This window comes from Streptomyces sp. JH14 (assembly GCF_029428675.1).
In the GTDB taxonomy this organism is placed as follows: Bacteria; Actinomycetota; Actinomycetes; order Streptomycetales; family Streptomycetaceae; genus Streptomyces.
On record NZ_JAJNEL010000001.1, the window covers coordinates 1,712,933 to 1,734,316 of the forward strand.

Annotated in this window: 17 protein-coding genes; 12 read left to right on the forward strand and 5 right to left on the reverse strand. The window is 71.6% G+C overall.

What is annotated here, in order from left to right:
* Window positions 1-97: 97 nt before the first annotated feature.
* The 5 genes from LRD69_RS07745 to LRD69_RS07765 all read left to right on the forward strand — a co-directional run bounded on the left by LRD69_RS07745 (window position 98) and on the right by LRD69_RS07765 (window position 9,847).
* Window positions 98-1,396 (forward strand): MFS transporter, encoded by a 1,299-nt coding sequence (locus LRD69_RS07745; RefSeq protein ID WP_277325816.1) that lies wholly within the window; start codon window positions 98-100, stop codon window positions 1,394-1,396.
* A 48-nt stretch (window positions 1,397-1,444) separates the two neighbouring features.
* Window positions 1,445-3,154: an aldehyde dehydrogenase family protein gene (locus LRD69_RS07750; protein WP_277325817.1), complete on the forward strand. Its 1,710-nt coding sequence runs from the start codon at window positions 1,445-1,447 to the stop codon at window positions 3,152-3,154.
* Between the two features lie 114 nt (window positions 3,155-3,268).
* Window positions 3,269-4,747, forward strand: a complete 1,479-nt coding sequence (locus LRD69_RS07755) for a long-chain fatty acid--CoA ligase (protein ID WP_277325818.1) — start codon at window positions 3,269-3,271, stop codon at window positions 4,745-4,747.
* Between the two features lie 85 nt (window positions 4,748-4,832).
* Entirely contained in the window at window positions 4,833-5,912 is a 1,080-nt protein-coding gene (locus LRD69_RS07760; protein ID WP_277329658.1) for a LuxR C-terminal-related transcriptional regulator, read from the forward strand.
* Between the two features lie 149 nt (window positions 5,913-6,061).
* Window positions 6,062-9,847 carry a S8 family serine peptidase gene (locus tag LRD69_RS07765; RefSeq protein WP_277325819.1) on the forward strand — a complete coding sequence of 1,262 codons (3,786 nt, stop codon included), beginning with the start codon at window positions 6,062-6,064 and terminating at the stop codon, window positions 9,845-9,847.
* A 102-nt stretch (window positions 9,848-9,949) separates the two neighbouring features.
* On the opposite strand, the gene LRD69_RS07770 is transcribed toward LRD69_RS07765, so the two are convergent.
* Both LRD69_RS07770 and LRD69_RS07775 read right to left on the reverse strand, forming a co-directional pair.
* Window positions 9,950-10,411 carry a hypothetical protein gene (locus LRD69_RS07770; RefSeq protein ID WP_277325820.1) on the reverse strand — a complete coding sequence of 154 codons (462 nt, stop codon included), beginning with the start codon at window positions 10,409-10,411 and terminating at the stop codon, window positions 9,950-9,952.
* Window positions 10,412-10,606: 195 nt separating this feature from the next.
* Window positions 10,607-10,876, reverse strand: coding sequence for a hypothetical protein (locus LRD69_RS07775; protein ID WP_277325821.1), 270 nt, complete (start codon window positions 10,874-10,876; stop codon window positions 10,607-10,609).
* Between the two features lie 120 nt (window positions 10,877-10,996).
* On the opposite strand from LRD69_RS07775, the gene LRD69_RS07780 reads away from it, so the two are divergent.
* Window positions 10,997-11,356 (forward strand): arsenate reductase family protein, encoded by a 360-nt coding sequence (locus tag LRD69_RS07780; RefSeq protein WP_277325822.1) that lies wholly within the window; start codon window positions 10,997-10,999, stop codon window positions 11,354-11,356.
* A 21-nt stretch (window positions 11,357-11,377) separates the two neighbouring features.
* Here LRD69_RS07780 and LRD69_RS07785 read toward each other — a convergent pair whose 3' ends face one another.
* Window positions 11,378-12,253, reverse strand: a complete 876-nt coding sequence (locus LRD69_RS07785) for an alpha/beta hydrolase (RefSeq protein ID WP_277325823.1) — start codon at window positions 12,251-12,253, stop codon at window positions 11,378-11,380.
* A 91-nt stretch (window positions 12,254-12,344) separates the two neighbouring features.
* Here LRD69_RS07785 and LRD69_RS07790 point away from each other — a divergent pair, with 91 nt between their 5' ends.
* Complete coding sequence (locus LRD69_RS07790; RefSeq protein ID WP_277329659.1) at window positions 12,345-12,809, forward strand: MarR family transcriptional regulator; 465 nt, start codon at window positions 12,345-12,347, stop codon at window positions 12,807-12,809.
* A 124-nt stretch (window positions 12,810-12,933) separates the two neighbouring features.
* A complete protein-coding gene (locus LRD69_RS07795) occupies window positions 12,934-13,587 on the forward strand; it encodes a hypothetical protein (RefSeq protein WP_277325824.1) in 654 nt (217 codons plus the stop codon).
* 63 nt (window positions 13,588-13,650) lie between these two features.
* On the opposite strand, the gene LRD69_RS07800 is transcribed toward LRD69_RS07795, so the two are convergent.
* Window positions 13,651-14,562, reverse strand: a complete 912-nt coding sequence (locus LRD69_RS07800; protein WP_277325825.1) for a Gfo/Idh/MocA family oxidoreductase — start codon at window positions 14,560-14,562, stop codon at window positions 13,651-13,653.
* Window positions 14,563-14,951: 389 nt separating this feature from the next.
* Between LRD69_RS07800 and glnII the strand changes: the two genes are divergently transcribed.
* On the forward strand, window positions 14,952-15,986 hold the full coding sequence (glnII, locus tag LRD69_RS07805; protein WP_277325826.1) for a glutamine synthetase: 1,035 nt from the start codon (window positions 14,952-14,954) through the stop codon (window positions 15,984-15,986).
* Window positions 15,987-16,388: 402 nt separating this feature from the next.
* On the forward strand, window positions 16,389-17,012 hold the full coding sequence (locus tag LRD69_RS07810; protein WP_277325827.1) for a winged helix-turn-helix domain-containing protein: 624 nt from the start codon (window positions 16,389-16,391) through the stop codon (window positions 17,010-17,012).
* Between the two features lie 70 nt (window positions 17,013-17,082).
* On the opposite strand, the gene LRD69_RS07815 is transcribed toward LRD69_RS07810, so the two are convergent.
* On the reverse strand, window positions 17,083-19,230 hold the full coding sequence (locus LRD69_RS07815) for an MMPL family transporter (protein ID WP_277325828.1): 2,148 nt from the start codon (window positions 19,228-19,230) through the stop codon (window positions 17,083-17,085).
* Window positions 19,231-19,470: 240 nt separating this feature from the next.
* Here LRD69_RS07815 and LRD69_RS07820 point away from each other — a divergent pair, with 240 nt between their 5' ends.
* Together LRD69_RS07820 and LRD69_RS07825 are read left to right on the forward strand one after the other, a co-directional pair.
* Window positions 19,471-20,739: a sensor histidine kinase gene (locus tag LRD69_RS07820; protein WP_277325829.1), complete on the forward strand. Its 1,269-nt coding sequence runs from the start codon at window positions 19,471-19,473 to the stop codon at window positions 20,737-20,739.
* Complete coding sequence (locus LRD69_RS07825; protein ID WP_030926226.1) at window positions 20,724-21,371, forward strand: response regulator transcription factor; 648 nt, start codon at window positions 20,724-20,726, stop codon at window positions 21,369-21,371. The genes LRD69_RS07820 and LRD69_RS07825 overlap by 16 nt, the downstream gene beginning before the upstream one ends.
* The last annotated feature ends 13 nt before the right edge of the window (window positions 21,372-21,384 follow it).

The window sequence follows — 21,384 nt, forward strand, 5'->3', positions numbered from 1 at the left end:
GCCCCGTGGGCCCTCCCCGGCGGGCCCGCGCACGGCCGCGGCACCACCCTGCCTCCTCACCTGCTCCTCGTCAGCGCCCCTCATCCCGGAGGACCCCGTGACCGCCGCCGACACCGCCCCCAGACAGACCGAGCCCCCGACGACAGGCCGCAGCTCCGGCTCCGGCACCCGCGCCTGGGTCGTCACCGGCCTGCTCGTGGTCTTCATGATGGTCAACTTCGCGGACAAGTCCGTGTTCGGCCTCGCAGCCGACGAGATCCGTGCGGACATGGGCCTGTCCGCCACCGAGTTCGGGCTCGCCAACAGCGCCTTCTTCCTTCTGTTCTCGGTCGCCGCCGGCGCGGTCGGTCTCCTCGCCGACCGCGTGCGGCCCACGTGGCTGCTCCTGGCCATGGCGCTGCTCTGGTCGGTCGCACAGGCTCCGGCAGCCCTGGGCGGGGGCCTGGCCGTACTGATCGGCTCACGGGTCCTGCTGGGCGCCGCGGAGGGCCCCGCCTTCCCCGTCGCCCAGCAGGCCGCGCTGTCCTGGTTCCCCAACCACCGGCGCAACCTGCCCGGAGCGCTGATCACCTTCGGCGTCACCCTCGGCGTGATCATCGCCGCCCCCGGCCTGACCTGGGTCATCCACCACCACGGCTGGCGCGCCGCCCTCTGGGTGGTCGCGGCTGCCGGTGCGCTGTGGGCCCTGCTGTGGGCCGTGTTCGGCGCCGACGGGACGTACCGGACCGACACCGTGCAGACCCTGTCCTCCGAGTCTGCGGTGAAGCCCGCCTACCGCCGCATATTCGGCACCCGCACCTGGATCGGCACCACCGCCGCCTACTTCACCAGTTACTGGGCCGTGGCACTGATGCTCGTATGGCTGCCCTCCTACCTGCGCAACGGCCTCGGCCACTCCTCCGACGCCGCCGGCAGACTCATCGTCCTCCCCTGGGCGGTCGGCGCCCTCGCGCTGCTCGGTCAGGCGGCGCTCACCGGGTGGCTCATGCGCCGCGGAGTCGGCAGCCGCTGGGCGCGCGGCCGGGTGGGCGGCAGCCTGCTGCTGCTCGGCGCGGCCGCCTGCCTGGCCGTACCCCTCGTGGACGGTGCGGCGGCCAAGACCGCGCTGCTGGCCGTCGGCTTCGGTATGGGCGGATCCTTCGCCACCGTCGCGGTCACCACCGTCTCCGAACTGGCCCCGCCCGCACGGCGCGGCGGCGCCCTCGGCACGATGAACGCCACCGTGACCACTGCGGGTCTCATCGCCCCCGCCGTCGTCGGATCCCTGGTCGACAGCCACGGCGCGGCGGGATATCAGACCGCCGTCGTACTCACGGGCGGCTTGCTGCTGCTGGGTGCGCTCGCCGCATTCGCCCTGATCGACCCGGCCCGCGACGCTCCCCGGCCGAGTGCCTGACACACCGGCCCCACCACCGCCCGCCCACCCCTGCCCTGGAGCGAACCCGTGCCCTCCACCGCTGTCGACACCGAACTGCTGGACCAGGCCCTCGCCGAGCTGCGCGAAGGCGCCGCGTCGTGGACCGCCACCCCGATCGCCGAACGGATCGCGCTGCTGGAGCGGTTGATGCCGCGGATCGTCGACGGCGCCGCGGACATGGCCGCGGCCGGCGCCCGCGCCAAGGGATACGGACCCGACTCCCCGTGGGCGGCCGAGGACTGGATCGGCGCCCCGTGGGCGCTCGCCCAGAACGTCAGCGCCTGCTTGCACGTGCTGCGCCGGATCGCGGCGGGCAAGGATCCGGTCGAGGCCGGGGCCGTGCACATGCGCGACGGCCGCACCCTGGTCGACGTCTTCCCCGCCACCGGATGGGACACCCTGCTGCTCAACGGATTCACCGCCCAGGTGTGGATGCGTGCCGGCACCACCGCACAGCAGGTACGGGAGCGGGCCGCCGGCGAGTACCGCGGCCGGCCCGGCCGCCCGGCCGTCGCCCTGGTCCTGGGTGCGGGCAACGTCGCGGCCATCACCGCGCTCGACATCCTCCACAAGCTCTACGTCGAGGGCCAGGTCGTCATCGCGAAGATGAACCCGGTCAACTCCTATCTCCGCCCGCACTTCGAGCACGTCTTCGCCGAGTTCGTCGAGCGCGGCTGGGTGCACTTCGTCGACGGCGGTGCGGCCGAGGGCGGCTACCTCTCCGCACACGAGGGCGTCGACGCCATCCACGTCACCGGCAGCGACCGCACCCACGACGCCATCGTGTGGGGCACCGACGAGCAGGCGGACGAGCGCCGCCGCGACGACAAGCCGCTGATCGGCAAGCCGTTCAGCAGCGAGCTGGGCGGGGTCAGTCCCTGCATCGTGACCCCCGGCCCCTGGAGCGCGGCCGACTTCCGCTTCCAGGCCGAGCACATCGTCACCAGCAAGATGAACAACTCCGGCCACAACTGCATCGCCAGCCAGATCCTGGTGCTGCCCCGGGCCTGGGACGGCACCGAGCGGCTGCTGGAGGAGATCCGGAAGGTGCTGCACGAACTGCCGCCCCGCACCGACTACTACCCCGGCGCCGGCCAGCGCCTCGCCTCCGTGCTCGAGGCACATCCGCAGGCCGAGACCCACGGCGACGGTGACTGCCGCATCGTGGTCCCCGACATCACCGACCACGACGACATGCTGATCACCGGCGAGGTCTTCGGCAGCGCACTCGGAGTGGTACGGCTCCCGGGCGACACTCCGGCCGAATTCCTTTGCCACGCCGTCGACTTCGCCAACGACAGACTCCCCGGCACCCTCGGCGCGACCCTCATCGTCCACCCCAGGACCGAGAAGACCCACCGCACCGCCGTGGAGACGGCCGTCGCCGGACTGCGCTACGGGACCCTCGGCGTCAACTGCTGGTCCGCGATCGGTTTCCTGCTCGGCTACACCCCCTGGGGCGCCTACCCCGGCCACACCAGCCAGGACATCGGCAGCGGCATCGGCTTCGTCCACAACGCCTTCATGCTCGAGGACATCGAGAAGACCGTACTGCGTGCGCCCTTCGCCCCCACGCCGCGCGGTCTGTTCAGCGGCTCCCCGTCGCTGTCACCGCGGCCGCCGTACTTCGTCACCAACCAGACGTCCCGTACGACGATCGAACGCGTCACCCGCTTCACCGCCGCGCCCGGCATCGCCAAGCTGCCGGCCATCTTCGCCTCCGCGCTGCGCGGCTGACGACCCCGCATTCCCGCATCCGAACCGAGCACGGCCCGGCACCCGGCCACGAGACGCCCACCGTCCGCGGCGGGCAGCCGGGTCACGCACGGCACCAGAAACGAAAGGCCCCAGGTGAACCTCGCCGACCTCCTCAGCCGCAGCGCCGCCGCACATGGCCCCCGCACCGCAGTCGAACTCGGCGACCGGTCGCTGACGTACACCGAACTCGACACCCTCGCCGGCCGTGTGGCGGCGCTGCTCACCGCACGCGGTGTCGTCCCGGGCGACCGGGTCGCCCTGATGGTGCCCAACCTGCTGGAGTTCCCGGTCCTCTACTACGGCATGCTGCGCGCCGGCGCCGTCGTCGTGCCGATGAACCCGCTCCTCAAGGCACGCGAGATCGCCCACTACCTGCGCGACTCGGGTGCGGTACTGCTGTTCGCCCACGAGTCGTCCACGGCCGAGGTGACCATGGGTGCGGAGGGCACCGCAGCCGAGGTGGTCCCGGTCGCGCCGGGCTCGCTCGCCGGCCTGCTCGCCGCCCACCCGGAACCCGTCGCCGGAGCGCTCCGCGGCGGCCACGACACCGCGGTCATCCTCTACACCTCCGGGACCACGGGAGTCCCCAAGGGGGCGGAGCTCACCCACGCCGGCCTCGCGCGCAACGCCGATATCACCGCACGGTCGCTGATCCGGCTCGGTCCCGATGACACCGTGCTGGGTTGTCTGCCGCTCTTCCACGCCTTCGGCCAGACCTGCGCCATGAACACCGCGGTCGGCGTCGGCGCCCGGCTGACCCTGCTGCCCCGCTTCGACCCCGTCCTGGCGCTGCAGACCGTCCAGCAGCGGCAGGTGACGGTCTTCGAGGGCGTGCCCACCATGTACGCGGCCATGCTCGCCGTACACACACAGCAGCCCGGCGCCCACGACACCACCACCCTGCGGCTGGCCGTGTCCGGAGGCGCCTCGCTTCCGGTCGAGGTCCTGCACGGCTTCGAGAGCGCCTTCGACTGTCCCGTCCTGGAGGGCTTCGGCATGTCCGAGACCTCCCCGGTCGCCTCCTTCAACCACCCGGACCGTCCCCGTAAGCCGGGGTCCGTCGGCACTCCGATCGAGGGCGTCGAGATGCGCCTGCTCGACGAGCAGGACGGCATCGGCGAACTGTGCGTACGCGGCCACAACGTCATGAAGGGCTACTGGGGCCGTCCCGAGGCCACCGCCGAGACCATCCAGAACGGCTGGCTGCGCACCGGCGACCTCGCGCGCGTCGACGAGGACGGCTTCTACTACATCGTCAACCGCAAGAAGGACCTGATCATCCGCGGGGGCTACAACGTCTACCCCCGCGAGATCGAGGAAGTCCTCTACGAACACCCCGCAGTCGCCGAGGCCGCGGTGATCGGCGTCCTGCACCCCACCCTCGGCGAGGAGGTCGCCGCCGCCGTGGCCCTGCTCCCCGGCGTCGGGGCCACCCCCGACGAGCTGCGGGAGTTCGTGCGGGCGCGGGTCGCCCCCTACAAGTACCCCCGCGAGGTCTGGCTGCTCGACGCGCTCCCCAAGGGAGCGACCGGCAAGATCCTCAAGCGCGAGATCGCAGCCCCGAGTTCCTGAGGACCATTTCCCACCCTGCTCGTCCACGCCGGCCCGCTGCCACCGCGGGCCGGCGTGCAGTTCGTAAGGAGACACCTTGCTGGGAATGCTCGGAATTCCGCCGGAGCAGGAACGGCTGTACGTCACGCTCCTCGCCCACCCCGACAGCTCACTCACCGAACTCGCCGAACTCGCCGAACTCACGGACGCCTCGGGCGCTCCCCTGCGCACCGTCGCGGTGCAACTCGACGAACTGGCCGCGAGCGGAATGGTGGTGGCCGAGAAGGGCGATCCGGCTGCCAGGAATCCGGCCCCCACATTCCGTGCGGCATCGCCGACCGTGGCCCTTACCCCGCTGCTGCTGCGCCGGCGCACCATGCTCGACCGTGCCGAGGCGGCAGTCCTCTCCCTTGCCGAGCAGTACCGCCATGCGGCCTCACCGGCAGCGGGCGGAGTCGTCGAAGTGGTGTACGGGGCCGGGGCCACCCGGCAGCGTTTCACCCAACTGCTCGGCGGGGCACAGCAGGAGGTCCTGGTCTTCCCGACCGAGGTGGCGGTCGCCGTGGACCAGTCGTCCGCCGATCCGATGGTGGAGGACGTACTGCGGCGCGGGGGCGCGGTCCGCACCGTGATCTCACGTCACCATCTGCAGGCCGACGGGATGATGGCGGCCGCACGGCAGTCCTCGGACGCGGGCGTGCACGTGCGCGTGGCGGAGGACGTTCCCGTGCGCATGCTGGTGTGCGACCGGGCCCATGCCCTGATGTCGCTCTCACCGGAGAACGGCAGCAACAAGGCGGACTCGCTCGTGATCCACGGCACCGCGCTCGTACAGGCCCTCGCCCTGTTGTTCGAGCAGTACTGGCGGCGCGCCCACCCGTTGCCGCTCGACGCCGAACCCGGCGATGCCGAGGAGCCGCGCGCAGCCGGTCCGACCGGCGAGGACCGGCTCATCCTCTCCCTGCTGGCGCTGGGGCTCTCGGACCGCAAGATCGCGGCTCAACTCGACATCTCGCTGCGGACGGTGGAACGCCGCCTGCGCTCCCTGATGGAGCTCGCGGGTGCGCAGTCCCGGTTCCAGCTGGGCTTGTACGCAGCACGGCACGGCTGGCTGCCCGCGGACGAGGACGGGGCCGCGGACGTCACCGTCCAGGCATCCGGTGGCGGTCTTCCGTCAAGGCGGTAGGCCGTCACGCAGAAGACGCCGGATTCCCTGAGCAACCGCCAAGAATGGCTCCACCCCTTGCTCACACGCAGAACCCGGAGGGCACACTCTTGCCATCACCATCCTCACGCCGTCGCGGGCTGATAGCCCTCTGCACGGCCTTGGCAGCCGTGACGGTGACCCCGTCGAGCGCCTTCGCCGGCGGACCTGCCGTCGCCGCCGCGACCCCCGCGAAGCAAGCCTCGGCCACCACGGACACCCATGTCGTCACCCTGATCACCGGTGACAAGGTCACCGTCAGGACCCTTGCCGACGGCCGCAGTGCAGCCACCGTCGACCGGCCCGAGAGCCTCACCGGCGGCGTGCAGACGCAGACGGTCGGCAAGGACCTGTACGTCTACCCGGCCGAGGCACTGCCCTACGTCGCCGCGGGCGTACTGGACCGGCGGCTCTTCGACGTCACCCGGCTGATCGCCGACGGCTACGACGACCAGCACACCACCGGACTGCCGCTGATCGTCCAGTACGACGGCGACGCCCCCTCGAGCCGGTCCGTCGACCGCCCGGCCGGGCTGACCGCCAAGCGCGGCCTCACGGCGATCCACGGTGAGGCCGCCACCGTCGGCCGGTCCAAGGCCGCCGAGATGTGGCGGGACCTCACCCCGGCCGGTTCGCTGTCCCGCGCCAAGGCCCGCTCCGCGGCCCTGAACGCCGACAAGCCGCAGGCCCGCAGCCGGGCGGCGTCCGCCCCCGCGGTCTTCGACAGCGGCATCAGCCGCATCTGGCTGGACGGCAAGGTCAAGGCCACCCTCGCCGACAGCACCGCGCAGATCGGCGCCCCGGATCTGTGGAACACCGGTACCGACGGCAAGGGCGTGGATGTCGCCGTCCTGGACACCGGCATCGACGCGGGCCACCCCGACTTCGCCGGGCAGATCGCCGACTCGCAGAGCTTCGTGCCCGACCAGGACGTGACCGACCGCCACGCACACGGCACCCACACCGCCTCCACCATCGCGGGCACCGGCGCGGCCTCCGACGGCAAGGAGAAGGGCGTCGCCCCCGGCGCGCGCCTGCTGGTCGGCAAGGTGCTCAGCAACGATGGCTTCGGCGCCGAGTCCTGGATCATCGCGGGGATGCAGTGGGCCGCCGAGACCAAGCACGCCAAGGTCATCAGCATGAGCCTGGGCTCCTCGGAGCCCAGTGACGGCACCGACCCGATGGCTCAGGCCGTCAACGACCTGAGCGACTCCACCGGCGCGCTGTTCGTCATCGCCGCCGGCAACTCCGGTGCGGGCGGTATCGGTTCGCCGGGCGCGGCCACCTCCGCACTGACCGTGGGCGCGGTGGACTCGGGCGACGGCCTGGCGTACTTCTCCAGCTGGGGCCCGCGCTCCCTCGACGGTGGACTCAAGCCGGAGATCACCGCACCCGGTGTGAACATCCTCGCCGCCCGCTCGCAGTACGCCCCGGGCACCGGCTCGTACATGACCATGAGCGGTACCTCGATGGCGACTCCGCATGTCGCCGGCGCCGCAGCGCTCGTCGCCCAGCAGCACCCGGACTGGACCGGCCGGCAGATCAAGGACGCGCTGGTCAGCACCTCCAAGGCGACCCCGGCCATTCCGCTGTCCCGCGGCGGCAGCGGCCGCGTCGACGCCAAGGCCGCCGTCCTCGGCACCGTCCACGCCTCGGCCACAGCCTGGTCCGGTTTCTACGCCTGGCCGCACACCACGGATCAGCCGTCGGCGAAGACCGTCACCTACACCAACACCGGTGACACCGAGGTCACGCTGAACCTGGCCACCAAGGCCACCGATGTCGACGGCGCCGCCGTGACCGCCGACGTCTTCAGCCTCTCCGCGTCCACCGTCACCGTCCCGGCCCACGGCACCGCCTCGGTGACCGTCACCGGCGACCCGGGCGCCGCCCCGTACGGTGTCACCGACGGCCTGGTCGAGGCCACCGGCGCCGACGGCAAGGCGGTCGCGCACACCCTGATCGGCATCAACCGCGAGGCCGAGCGCTACAACCTCACGATCAAGGCCACCGACCGCACCGGCGCCCCGATCGCGGGCCGGGCAGCGATCTACCGGACCGGCGACGAGTGGCCCTCACCGGTCGAGATCCCGGACAGCGGCCGGCTCACGCTGCGCCTGCCCAAGGGCGAGTACTCGGTGATCATGTTCGCGGACCTGCCCGGCGCGGCCGGGTCGGACGACCTCGGCTTCGGCGTACTGTCCGTCCCGCAGATCAACCTGGACGGCGACCGCGAGGCGAACCTCGACGCACGCAAGGCGCACCGCGTCACCTCGGTGGCACCGCAGCACACCGAGGACCTGACGACCAGGGTCGAGTGGAACCGGGTCACCGACGGCTACAGCCGCAACGAGAGCTACATGCTTCCGGCCGCCTACACCAGCGTCTGGGCGCAGACCACGGCCGAGGTGACCACCGGCAGCTTCAACTTCGTCACCCGCTGGCGCAAGGCCCGGCCGCAGCTCTCGCTCAAGGCCACGCAGCGGCCGCTCTCCGACCGGGGCGATATCGACCCCCTGATCCAGAACGGTGCGCCGAAGCTCCCTGCGGGCACCGGCCGGCTCGGCGTCGTCCACGCCGGCAAGGGCACGGAGGCCGACTACGCCGGGCTGGACGTCAAGGGCAAGGCCGTCGTGGTGACGTACGACCGCAAGGCCTCGTTCCAGGAACAGGTCAAGGCCAATGCGGCCCAGGCCGCCGCAGCCGCCGCCGCGGGCGCCGAGCAGCTGCTGGTCGTCAACGACGGCCCCGGCCGGCTGAGCACCTGGTACGGCGCCGCCGACGCCGTGACCACCGGCCCGATCCCGGTCGCAACCCTCCGGACCGACGAGGGCGCGGCGCTGATCGAGGCGGCCGGGCGCCGCGGCTTCGAGCTGAACGTCACCTCCGCCGCCACCGGCACCTCGCCGTACGTCTACGACCTGGTCTACCGCCACGACGGCAACGTCCCTGCGACCGACATGATCTACCGTCCCCAGCTGAGCGAGCTGGCCCGTTTCGACTCCCGGTACGCCGGCAAGCCCGACCCGAACGGCTACAGCGGCCGGTACGACGTGCAGGACTTCGACACGTACGCCGTCGGGTTCGACACCTACCAGCAGACCGGCACCACCCGCACCGACTGGGTCACCGCGGGCAAGGGGAAGTTCCGGTGGTACGAGAAGTCCGGCATCATCAACGTGGTTGAGGAGCGCGCGCCGATCGCCGACCCGAAGCCGGGCTCCCGGACGGCCGACCAGTGGTTCTCGCCGGTGATCCACCCCCGGCTGGGCGACAGCATCCTGCCGAACCGGCAGGGCAGCGCCTTCTCCCTCAACATCCCCGCCTGGGGCGACGGAGGCAACCGCCACACCGGCTACGACTACGGCGACTGGCAGCCCACCCCCAACCAGCTGCACCAGACAGTGGCCCTGTACCAGGGCGACACACTGATCAAGTCCACCGACCACCAGCAGCTGAACGGCTTCGTCGGCACCCTCGGCCCGGACCGGCTGCCCTACCGCCTGGTCACCGAGACCAGCCAGACGACGGTCTTCCCGACCTCGACGGCCACGCGTACCGAGTGGGGCTTCACCTCCGAGTACGGCTGGGCGAACGTCCCGCTGATCCAGCTCGACTACGGCGTGGACACCGACATCACCGGTGCGGCGGCACGCCGCACCACGCTCACCCTGACCGCCTCCCACATGCCCGGGGTCACCGGAGCCGGGACGGTCGACGGGGCGACGCTGCAGGTGTCGTACGACGAAGGCGCGCACTGGACCGCGGCTGCCCTGCGCAGGACGGCCGGCGGCAAGTGGACCGTGGACGTCAGGGCGCCGAAGTCGGCCGAGCACGTGTCGCTCCGCGCCACCGCCCGGGACGACGCGGGCAACACGGTCAGCCAGACCGTGATCCGCGCCTACGGCGTGAAGTAGCACCCGGTCCGTGGCAGCCGCGGCCGCCCGTCGCGGCTGCCACGGCGACGTGGGACGAACAACGGGAGCGGCGGCACTCAGGTGCCGCCGCTCCCGCCGTCGTCAGTGGCGCAGGGCCCTGCCCACCTCGGCGGTGACGTCGCCGACGAGCGTGCGGTTGCTTCGGACCGTGGCGTCCTTGGGGGTGCCCGGCTGTACGTCGTCGACCGTCACCACGGCCGTGTCCAGCAGATTGCCGCCGGGGTCGCGGAAGTTGATCTGGACGATGTACGACTTGGCCGAGTCGGCACTGTTCGTCACGGTGATCTTCGTGGTGGCGCGGCCGCCCTGCTCGGTCACCGCGCCCGCCTTGACGTCCTTGCCCGCGTTCACTCCGTTCTTGAAACCTTCGAGCTTCTCCTGTGCGGCAGCCGACGCCGAGGCCGCCACGGACGCGACGGCGGATGCGGCCTCGGACACCGCGCCGGACGGGCTGCCGCCGTCGTCCGTGCAGGCCGCAGCAGCCGATACCACGACCGCCGTCAGCAGTACGGCCCGTGCGCCCCGTACGGATCGTCTCGTCATCGCGCCTCCCAGCACTCACGGATCCGTCCCAGTCAAGGCGGAGGCATGGTGGTCCGCATGCCGCGCACGTCGATCGGGTGACGGCGGGAGCCCGCGGGCCGGGACGGGGTCAGCGCCGCCGTCGTGGGGTGCGGACACGTCTGTGCCCCCGGGCAGGGGCCGGGGGCACAGGCTTGGTCCGTCAGCCGTGGGCCGTCAGCGCCCGTAGCGGATCAGGGCGCGGACCATGCGGCAGGTCGTGTCGGACGGCGGGTGGATGCCGATGCACTCGGCAGTCGTACGTATCGTGTCGTTGTCCGCGCTCGACGGGTAGTAGACGCCTGTGTCGAGCAGGGCGATCGCCAGGCGCATGGCCTTCAGACGGCGGTTGTGCGAGATGTACCACTCGCGGGGCCGGCCCGCGGGCAGCGGCCTCTTCTGCAGGGGCTGGTGGAGCGGCTCGGTCGTGACTGCGGCAACGGCCATGGGCAACCTCCTGGCGCGGTCGTGAAACCCTCACGAACTCCCTCTATTTTACGTCCCGCCACTGACAATCTCCCCTGGCCAGCGGGGCTTTCACGGGCTCTGTCCCGTACCGTTGACCTCATGGAGATCTGGATCAATCCCGCGTGTTCCAAGTGCCGCAGCGCGGTGCAGCTGCTCGACGCGGAAGGAGCGCAGTACACCGTCCGCCGCTATCTGGAGGACGTCCCGTCGCCGGACGAGATCAGGGCCGTGCTCGACCGGCTCGGGCTGGAGCCGTGGGACATCACGCGGACGCAGGAGGCGGACGCGAAGGAGCTCGGGCTCAAGGAGTGGCCCCGCGAGGCCGGTTCGCGGGAGCGGTGGATCACGGCGCTCGCCGAGCATCCGAAGCTGATCCAGCGGCCGATCATCACGGCGGAGGACGGCACGGCCGTCGTGGGGCGTACGGAGGAGGCCGTGCGGGACGCGTTGGGGCGCTGAGGGCCGTCCCGTGGCCGGAAGCTACCCGCTCAGCAGGAAGTCGTCGATCCTGCGGTTGAGTTCGGCCGCATCCGGGGCGTGCAGCGGAAGCGTGTGGTGTGTGGCGCCGGGGATCGTCTCCGTCCGCGCGTGCGGGAGCAGCCGGGCCGCGGTGGCGGCGACCGCTGCGATGCGGTGCGCCCGGCTGTCCCCGGCCAGCAGGATCAGGGTCGGTACGTCCAGGGCCCCCAGCGCCTCGGGGCCGGGGCGGGGGCCGGTGACCGGCCGGGCGGACGGGAAGCCGGCGGCCTCGTCGCGCAGGTGCAGCCAGGCCGGGTCGAGCGCCGCCCCGCCCGTCTCCCAGTTCATGAAGGCGCGCGTGCGGTGCGCGGTGGGCCGGAGCAGCATCGGCAGCGCGCGCAGCAGATAGCCGGGGCGGTAGCCGGCGAAGCACTGGGTCGGATCCAGGAGGATCAGCTTCCGGACGCGGTGGGGTGCGTGCAGGGCGTAGTGGAGCGCGATCCAGGCTCCGTAGGAATGGCCGCACAGGGCGGTGGCCTCGGCGCCGAGTGCGTCGAGTACGCCGTCCAGCCAGGCCGTCAGGTCCCTGACCGTCCGCAGCGGGCGCTCCCCCGGCGCGCTGCGGCCCGGGTCGCCGATGAGGTCGACGGCGTGGACACGGCAGGTGCGGCCCAGATGGGCCGCCTGGGCGAACCAGACGGTGGAGGTGGAGCCGCCTCCGGCCAGCAGCACCAGGGGCGGGGCGCCCTCGGGGCCGTAACTGTTGATACGGGTGGTTCCGTACGGGGTGAGGGCCTCGGAGTGGGTCGTTCCGGCGGGCCATTTGGCCGTCAGAACCTCGTCGTACGCGGCGAGGAACGATGCGCTGACGGCCGCTTCGGACGACGTGGCTGCCATGGGGGTGCCTCCCGGGTGGGTGCCCTCGGATATTATCTCGCTCAGCGAGACAATACCGGGAGGAGGGCCCGTGAGCGAGCAGAGCCCCGAAATGGAGATCGTTCATCTCCTGCGCAGGGTGACCGTCGAATTCAGCCTGCGCCAGGCCGAGTTCGCGCATCTGCATGGCATGCACCCCACCGACGTCCGCGCCCTGATCTGCCTGCTGGACGCCGAGCGGGCCGGTACGGACGCCACCGCCGGCTGGCTCGGCACGCAGCTCGGGCTCAACTCCGCGGGCACCACCGCCGTCATCGACCGACTGGAACGGCTCGGCCATCTCACCCGTACCCGCGACCCGCGCGACCGGCGGCGGGTGCTGCTGGCGGTGGACCCGCGGGCGGTGGAGCTGGGACGGTCCTTCTTCGGGCCCCTGATCGAGAACACGGTGGCCGTACTGCGCGGCTTCGACGAGAGCGAGACGGCCGCCGTGCGGCGCTTCCTGTCCGCCGCGCACCAGGCGGTCACCACCGGTCCTGAGCGCCAGGGAGCCGGAGGCGCCGCGTCACCCGGCTGACGCGATCGCGGATTCCCTCGGCGCCGCGGCTGAAACGAACGCGCCTGCTACTCGTACGTAGGGACACACGCACCGCATCCGGCCCGAGCGCACCAGGTGTTCCGGCCGGGGACAGGAGCCCTACGTGTCACGCAAGAAAACCCTCAGCCGCAAGAAGAAGCTCGCCCTGCTGGTCGGGGCCGCCGCACTCGCCGGTGGGACGGCGGCCGTGCTCGCCGGGACCAGCCAGGCCGCGCAGTCGCCGGCGGACCGGGCCTCGTCGGTCGTCTGCACCGGACTCGCCACGGCGCTCGGCAACAACGAGCGGTTCATCGCCGGTCAGCGGGCCGCACCGGATGCCCAGTCCGCTGCGCGGATCGCCAACCGGGAAGCGGTGATCGCGCAGATCCGGCGCCAGCAGGCCGCTTCGGGATGTGGCGGGGAGGCATCGGAGGGGGCGGCCGTGAATCCCGCCCCCTCCGCACCGGCATCCGCATCCGCGCCCGGGACCGCAGCCCCGGCCTCGCCCGGCGAAGGGGCGCAGGCCACCGGTGATGTCGTCTGCGCCGGGTCCACCGTCACGCTCTCCGGTGAGGGCGGGGCGCCCGCCGCCTCCAGCAATCAGTTCCCCGTCGGAACCCGGCTCAAGGTGACCAATCTCGACAACAACAAGTCCACCACGGTGCAGGTCACTGCACCCTCCGGAAGCTGCGCCCTGCTGAACAACGCCGCGTTCGAGCAGGTGCGCGAACCGGGCAAGTTCCTGATCCGCCGCGCCCGCATCGAGCGCGTGGGTTGACGAGCCCGGGCCGGGCGGTGCCGTGCAGTACGAGACACGGCAACGCCCGGCACCCTTCGGGGTTCAGGGACGCACGGCGGCCTCCGCCTGGGCCAGCAGCTCGGTCAGCCGCAGCCCGAACCGTGCGTCGCAGGGGTGCGGCACCCCTGTACGCACCGCTTCGAGCAGCGCGTCCACCGCCGCGCGGAACGAACCCACCGCGTCACCCCCGACCGGCAGCGTGGCGACCCCTGATTCGCCCCTGAACTCGACCTCCGTGCCCGCCGCTCCGAGCGGTGCGTCCAGCGCGAGCGTCACCGTGCTGGACGCGCCGGAGGCGTGGCGGAGAATCAGGTGGGTGGTGTCGGCGGGTCCGCGGACGGCGGTCAGTTCCGTCACATCGCCGAGCACCGGGAGCAGCACCGACAGCGCATGCGGGCCGACGTCCCACAGGCCGCCCTTCTCCCGGCGCCACGGCGAGTTCGCGAACTCGCTCTCCGCCCCGGGGGCGTACAGCGCGCCGATCCACTGGGCGCGGGCGGTGAACCAGCCGCCCCGGGCGGCCTGCCCGGCGATCCACGCCGCGGTCGGCTCGGCGAATCGCATCGTGCAGAAGACGACGGACGCGACCTGCGCCCGGTCGGCCGCCTCGGCGACCTCGCGGGCCGCGGCCACCGTCGTCGCAACCGGCTTGTCCATCAGCAGGTGGCATCCGGCGGCCGCGGCGCGGGCGGCGAGCGGCGCCTGGACGTCCGGCGGCAGGGCGAACGCGACGGCGTCGCTCGCGGCGAAGAGTTCGTCAACGCCCGCGTCATCGGTGTACGCCTTGGTGCCGTGGACGGCGGCGAGGGCGTCAGCCGCCTCGGGCCGGCGGCCCCACACACCGCTGAGTACGACTCCGGGGTGGGCGGCGAGGGCGGGGGCCTGGGTCATCCGGGCCCAGGGGCCCGTGCCGAGAAGGCCGATACGCAGGGGAGCTGCGGGTGGTGTCGTCATGGGGCCAGTCTGCCCGGTCCGGCCCCCGGGTGGCGGCGTGCGACGGTCCACGGAGGGGACCCCGCCCTGCGCGGCGCCCGGATCCTGGATGTCGCGGACCTGACGGCCGGTCGCCGTCCCGGACGGCTGGGGCGGCGCGCTCCCGGGCCCGCGGGAACAGTGTTGCGGATGTGGCGGACGAGGACCGGTCCTGACCGGCACACGGCGGTGCTGCGCCGAACCCCGTATACGAAGAGGGTGGTTTCGAGGTGCGGCGGCCCAATGCATAACGCAGGAAGCCTCGGTAACACGGGGTTCACAATGGGGCAACGGACGGGAAATCGCGCCTTGCGAAGCTGCGCTGCAGAGACCGGACCGCAGCACCGCAGCACCCGCAAAGGATGGCATCCGTGACGTTCAAGGCTGAGTACATCTGGATCGATGGCACCGAGCCGACCGCCAAGCTTCGTTCGAAGACGAAGATCATGGCAGGGGATGCCTCCGGAGGCGTCGCGGAGCTGCCCATCTGGGGCTTCGACGGATCCAGCACGAACCAGGCCGAGGGTCACGCCTCCGACCGCGTGCTGAAGCCGGTCTTCTCCTGCCCGGACCCGATCCGCGGCGGCAACGACGTCCTCGTGCTGTGCGAGGTCCTGCACATCGACATGACGCCGCACGAGTCCAACACGCGTGCCGCGCTCCGCCCGATCGCCGAGCAGTTCGCCGGCCAGGAGCCGATCTTCGGTATCGAGCAGGAGTACACCTTCTTCGACGGCCACCGGCCGCTCGGCTTCCCCGTGGGCGGTTTCCCGGCCGCGCAGGGCGGCTACTACTGCGGTGTCGGTGCCGACGAGATCTTCGGCCGCGACATCGTCGAGAAGCACCTGGACAACTGCCTGAAGGCGGGCCTGGGCATCTCCGGCATCAACGCCGAGGTCATGCCCGGCCAGTGGGAGTTCCAGGTGGGCCCGCTCTCCCCGCTGGAGGTTTCCGACCAGCTGTGGATCGCCCGCTGGCTGCTCTACCGCACCGCCGAGGACTTCAACGTCTCCGCCACCCTCGACCCCAAGCCGGTCAAGGGCGACTGGAACGGCGCGGGCGCGCACACCAACTTCTCCACCAAGGCGATGCGCGAGGGCTACGACGCCATCATCACTGCCTGCGAGTCGCTGGGCGAGGGCTCGAAGCCGATGGACCACGTCAAGAACTACGGCGCGGGCATCGACGACCGCCTCACCGGTCTGCACGAGACCGCCCCGTGGAACGAGTACAGCTACGGCGTCTCCAACCGCGGCGCCTCGGTCCGTATCCCGTGGCAGGTCGAGCAGGACCAGAAGGGCTACATCGAGGACCGCCGGCCGAACGCCAACGTCGACCCGTACGTCGTCACGCGGCTGATCGTCGACACCTGCTGCACGGCGCTGGACAAGGCCGACCAGGTCTGATCCGCGTCCGGGTCCGCAGCCCGGATACCGCACGAAGGGGCGCCCGCCGGAAGCGGTGGGTGTCCCTTCGGCATGTCCGGCGCCCGAAGTGGGCGGCCGGGCACGGCGCATCGGCGAGGTGAGAAACGCAACGCAAAGGGGCCGTATCGACGGGTGGGAGAGGCCTGCTGCGGCGCCGCGTTCTCTGGTCTAATGGGGGCATGGCCAGCTTCCAGTACACCGCGCCGGGTCGCAGCGACCTCGAGCCGTTCTGGCCTTCCCGTCAGCATCACGACTTCGACCGGGTGTGTTGTCGCGCGAGGAACGCGCAGGCCCTCTAAAGCCGCTCACCCCGGTCTTCGGTCCGCGCGCACGACGCAAGTCCGTCCTCGACGACTCCTTCGCGCGAAAGAGCTGACCCTCATGGCGAACACCCGTACCTTCTCCGCCGCCACCGCCGTCACCACGGCGTCGCCGGCGACCGCTGCGGCCCCACCTACCGCCCGCCCCGTCTCCCCGAACCGTCACCGGCTGCGCGCCGTCGACCCCGACGAGGTCGTCCATCTGGCCGACGTGGCGGACTTCCTGCCGCCGGGCGCCACCTGGCTGCCCGCACCCCAGCACACCCTTCCGGCGCTGCCGGGCCGGCCGCCGATGATCGGCTACCTGGTGCTCGTACCGGCCGATCAGCAGCCCGCCGTTGCAGCGGCGGCCGCGGCCGCCGCCCAGCGGATCATGCCGCAGCCGGTGGACACCCCGGCCCCGGCCGGTCCGGTGCGCATCGACACGGTGCAGCGCACCGCCTCGGTGGACGGACACACCCTCGATCTCACATTCCTGGAATTCGAGCTGCTCGCCCATCTCGTGGCGCACCCGCACCGGGTGCACACCCGCGACCAGTTGGTGACGACCGTCTGGGGCTACGGGCATGTGGGCGACGGGCGCACCGTCGACGTCCACATCGCCCGGCTGCGCCGCAAGCTGGGCGCCGAGCACCGCCGGTCGATCCAGACGGTGCGACGCGTCGGCTACAAGTACGCCCCCTGACGGGGGCCGCACGTGACGAGCCCTGGCCGACCGGTCGTACCCGGTGGGCCAGGGCTTCTTCGTACGGGCGTCAGCCGTGGAGCCCCGGTCCGGCCGGAACCGGCTCGGCCGCCGCGGCCGCCGCCTCCGCCTCGCCGTGGTCCGGAGCCGGCAGCCTGGAGAGTCCACGCGGGGTCCGCCAGTTCCGCTCGCCGAGCAGCGCCATGACGGAGGGCAACAGGACCATCCGTACGATCGTGGCGTCCAGCAGCACCGCGACGGCGAGGCCGACGCCCATCTGCTGCATGTCCTGCATGGACAGCGTCGCGAAGACCGCGAACACCGCCACCATGATCACGGCCGCGCCGGTCACCGCGCCCGCCGTCCGCCGGATGCCCGTGTCGATGGCCGCCCGGGTGTCCAGACCGCTCTGCCGGGCCTCGCGGATCCGCGAGACCACGAACACGTGGTAGTCCATCGAGAGGCCGAAGAGCACCACCAGGACGAAGAGCGGCATCCATGCCTCGATCGCCCCGACCCCCTCCGAGCCGATCAGCGAAGCGCCCCAGCCGTGCTGGAAGACGGCGACCATCACTCCGTACGCGGCGCCCACGGAGAGCAGGTTGAGGAGGATCGACGTCACCGCGATGACGTACGAGCGGAAGCAGAACAGCATCAGCAGGAAGGTCACCGCCGTGATGAACGCGAAGACGGGGACGATGCCGCGCTTCAGCTGATCGTTGAAGTCGACGGACCCGGCCAGCTCCCCGGTGACGTACGCCTGCGCACCCGTCCCGTCGAAGGCGGCGGGCACCCGCTCGTCGCGCAGCTCGGCCAGGTCGGACGTGCCGTCCGGCAGCGGCACCTCGATCTCCGCGACGTTCCGCGCCCGGTGCACGGTCACCTTGTCGGGACCGAACTCGGCCAGTGCCTTGCGCAGTCCGGGCGAGTCGATGTCGTCCGCCTCGATCACGAGGAGGGCGGGGGCCGGGCCGCCCGGGAACACCTCCTCGATGTTCCGGTACGCCACGGAGAGCTCCGAGTCCGAGCCGAACTGCTTCTCCAGGCCGAGCGATTCGGTCTTCATGCCGAGGGCGGGCGCGGCCAGGGCCAGCAGGACGACGACCGAGGAGACGGCGAAGACCTTGGGCCGGGCCAGGACAGGACCGAGGATCGTGCCTGCAAAGGAGCCACTGGCCCGCGCGCCCCGCCGGGAGCGCCGGGTCAGCAGCGGCACCCGCCCCGCGTCGATCCGGTCCCCGAGCCAGGACAGCAGCGCGGGAAGCACGGTCACCGAGCCGAGCACGGCGATGAGGACGACGGTGATCGTGGCCAGGGCGAAGCCCTTGAACAGCATCAGTCCGGACAGGAACATGCCGGCCATCGCGACCATGACGGTGAGCCCGGAGACGAGCACGGCCCGGCCGCTGGTCGCCGCCGCGATCCGCAGCGCCGTTTCGGCGTCGCGCCCCGCGGCCCGCTCGTCGCGCTCGCGCCGCAGGTAGAAGAGGCAGTAGTCGACGCCGACGGCGAAGCCCATCAGGAACATCACGGAGTACGTGGTCTGGAAGAGATGCAGTTGGTGGCTGGCCAGCGACAGCAGACCGAAGGCGGCCATGCAGGCGGTGAGTGCGAGCCCGACCGGCAGCAGGGCCGCGACCACGGCGCCGAAGGCGACCAGCAGGATGCCCAGGGCCAGGGGTACGGCGGTGAACTCGGCCTTCTTGAAGTCCTCGGAGAGCAGGTCGCCGAGCCACTTCCCGGCGCTGGCCTCGCCGAATTGATGGATCGTGATGTCCGGCCGCTTCTCCCGGACCCCGGACACGGCGTCGAGCACCGGCTGCACCCGGTCGGCGGACGTCGCCGCGTCTCCCTTCATGTCAAAGGTGATCAGGGCGTCCTTGCCGTCCTTGGAGGGGAGGGGCGCCGTGAGGTTCTGGACCTCGCCGGTCCGCTCCACGGCGGCGGAGACCTCACGGGCCGCGTCCCGCCAGTCGCCCGCCTTCGCGGCGGACACCATGACCAGCTCACCCGCGGGATGCGCGAGGCCGGCGTCGTCGAGGATCTGCTCGGCCCGCGCCGAGTCGCCCGTGGCGTTCTCGGCGTCGGTCATCTCGACCATGCCGGATGCCCCGCCGATGCCCGTGGCGAGCACGACGAAGAGCAGCCAGCCGAGGATGGCCGTCCTGCGATGGTGTGCGCTCCACACGCCGATGCGTGCCGCGAGATTGCGCCTCATGGCGTTTTCGCCCCCAGAAGTTGACGTCGAATGGCTCGCTCATGAACCTAGGAACGGGACGTCCGCCGCCCCAGCCGCCGGAACCCCCTCTCCCGGAGGCGTAGGGCGAGGGTTCGATGGTGGTGCTGGGTACACCCCTCCCGGGTGGCGAAACGGCTGATGTCACGCCCGACCGCCGGGTGAGACTGTCCTCGGACCGCGGCCTGCCACGAGGGGCCCGGCAAGAGGAGAGGGACCATCATGAATGCGATGCAGAGCCGGATACGGTCCGCGCTGCTGGCCGCCGGGCGCGGGCTCGTACTGTCGATCGCCGGTCTCGCCGGGTCGATGGCCCTGTTCATCCTGGCGGTGCTGTCGATCGCCTTCATTCCGCTGGGTCTGGGCCTGTTCACCACCCCACTGGTGCTGGGTGCGGTCCGCGGGCACGCCAACCAGCGCCGGCTGCTGGCGGCGACCTGGTCGGACGTCCGTATCCCGGTGCCCTATCGGCCCTTTCCGAAGGATCTGCGCGGCGGGTTCACGGGGCAGGTGGAGCGGACGACGCTGATGCTGAAGGATCCGGCGACCTGGCGGGATCTGCGGTGGCTGCTGGTCGACATGACGGCCGGCTACTGCGTGTCGGTCCTCGCCTCGGCGCTGCTGCTCTATCCGGTGGAGGGGTTCGTCCTGGCTGCGGGCCTGTGGCGGGTCTTCACCGACGACCGGTACTGGTACGCGTTCGTGCCGGTCGACAGCCAGGCGACGGCGCTGGCGGCCGCGGCGCTCGGTGTGGTGTTCTTCCTGATCGGCCTGAAGGTCAGCAAACCCTTGCTGCGGCTGCACTTCGTGATCGCCCGCTCGGTGCTGGCTCCCACCCAGGAGCAGGAGCTGGCCCGGCGGATCGACCGGCTCACCGAGACCCGGCACGAGGCCGTGGATACCGCCGCGTCCGAACTGCGCCGTATCGAGCGCGATCTGCACGACGGCGCGCAGGCCCGGCTGGTCGCCATGGGCATGAACCTCGGCACGATCGAAACGCTCATCGAGAAGGACCCGGCGCAGGCCAAGCAGCTCCTCGCGATGGCCCGCGCGTCCTCCGCGGAGGCCCTCACCGAGCTGCGCGACCTCGTACGGGGCATCCACCCGCCGGTGCTGGCCGAACGCGGACTCGGGGACGCCGTCAAAGCGTTGGCGCTGCGGCTGCCCATCGCGGCCGAGGTCGAGGTGGAGCTGGCCGGCCGGGCCGAGGCACCGGTCGAGTCGGCCGCCTACTTCGCGGTCAGCGAGACCCTGACGAACGCCGCCAAGCACTCGGGGGCGGACCGGCTCTGGGTGGACATCCACCACACCGACTCGATGCTGCGGATCTCCGTCACGGACAACGGGAAGGGCGGCGCGACGATCGGACCGGGCTCGGGGCTGAGCGGTATCGAACGCCGACTCGGTACATTCGACGGCATCATGGCCGTCAGCAGCCCCGCGGGCGGTCCCACCATGGTGACCATGGAGATCCCTTGCGAGTTGTCCTAGCCGAAGATCTCTTCCTGCTGCGCGACGGTCTGGTCCGGATGCTGCAGGCGTACGACTTCGAGATCGCGGCAGCCGTCGAGACCGGTCCCGAACTGACCAGGGCGCTGGCTGAGTTGGAGCCGGACGTCGCCGTCGTCGACGTCCGGCTCCCGCCGTCCCACACGGACGAGGGCCTGCAGTGCGCACTGGCCGCCAGGAAGGCCCGGCCGGGACTGCCGGTGCTCGTGCTCTCCCAGCATGTGGAGCAGTTGTACGCCCGCGAGCTGCTGGCCGACGGCAACGGGGCCATCGGCTATCTGCTCAAGGACCGGGTCTTCGACGCCGACCAGTTCATCGACGCGGTCCGCAGGGTCGCGGCCGGCGGCACGGCGATGGACCCGCAGGTGATTTCGCAGCTGTTGTCGCGACGGGCGCAGGACAAGCCGATGGGCGGGCTGACACCGCGCGAGCTGGAGGTCATGGAGCTGATGGCTCAGGGCCGCTCGAACGTGGCGATCGCCTCGAAGATGGTGATCACGGAGCGGGCGGTGGCAAAGCACACCTCGAATATCTTCGGGAAGCTCGGCCTGCCGCCGTCCGACGACGACAACCGCCGCGTTCTTGCGGTGCTGGCCTATCTCGACCGGGGGTGACCCCGCACCCCCG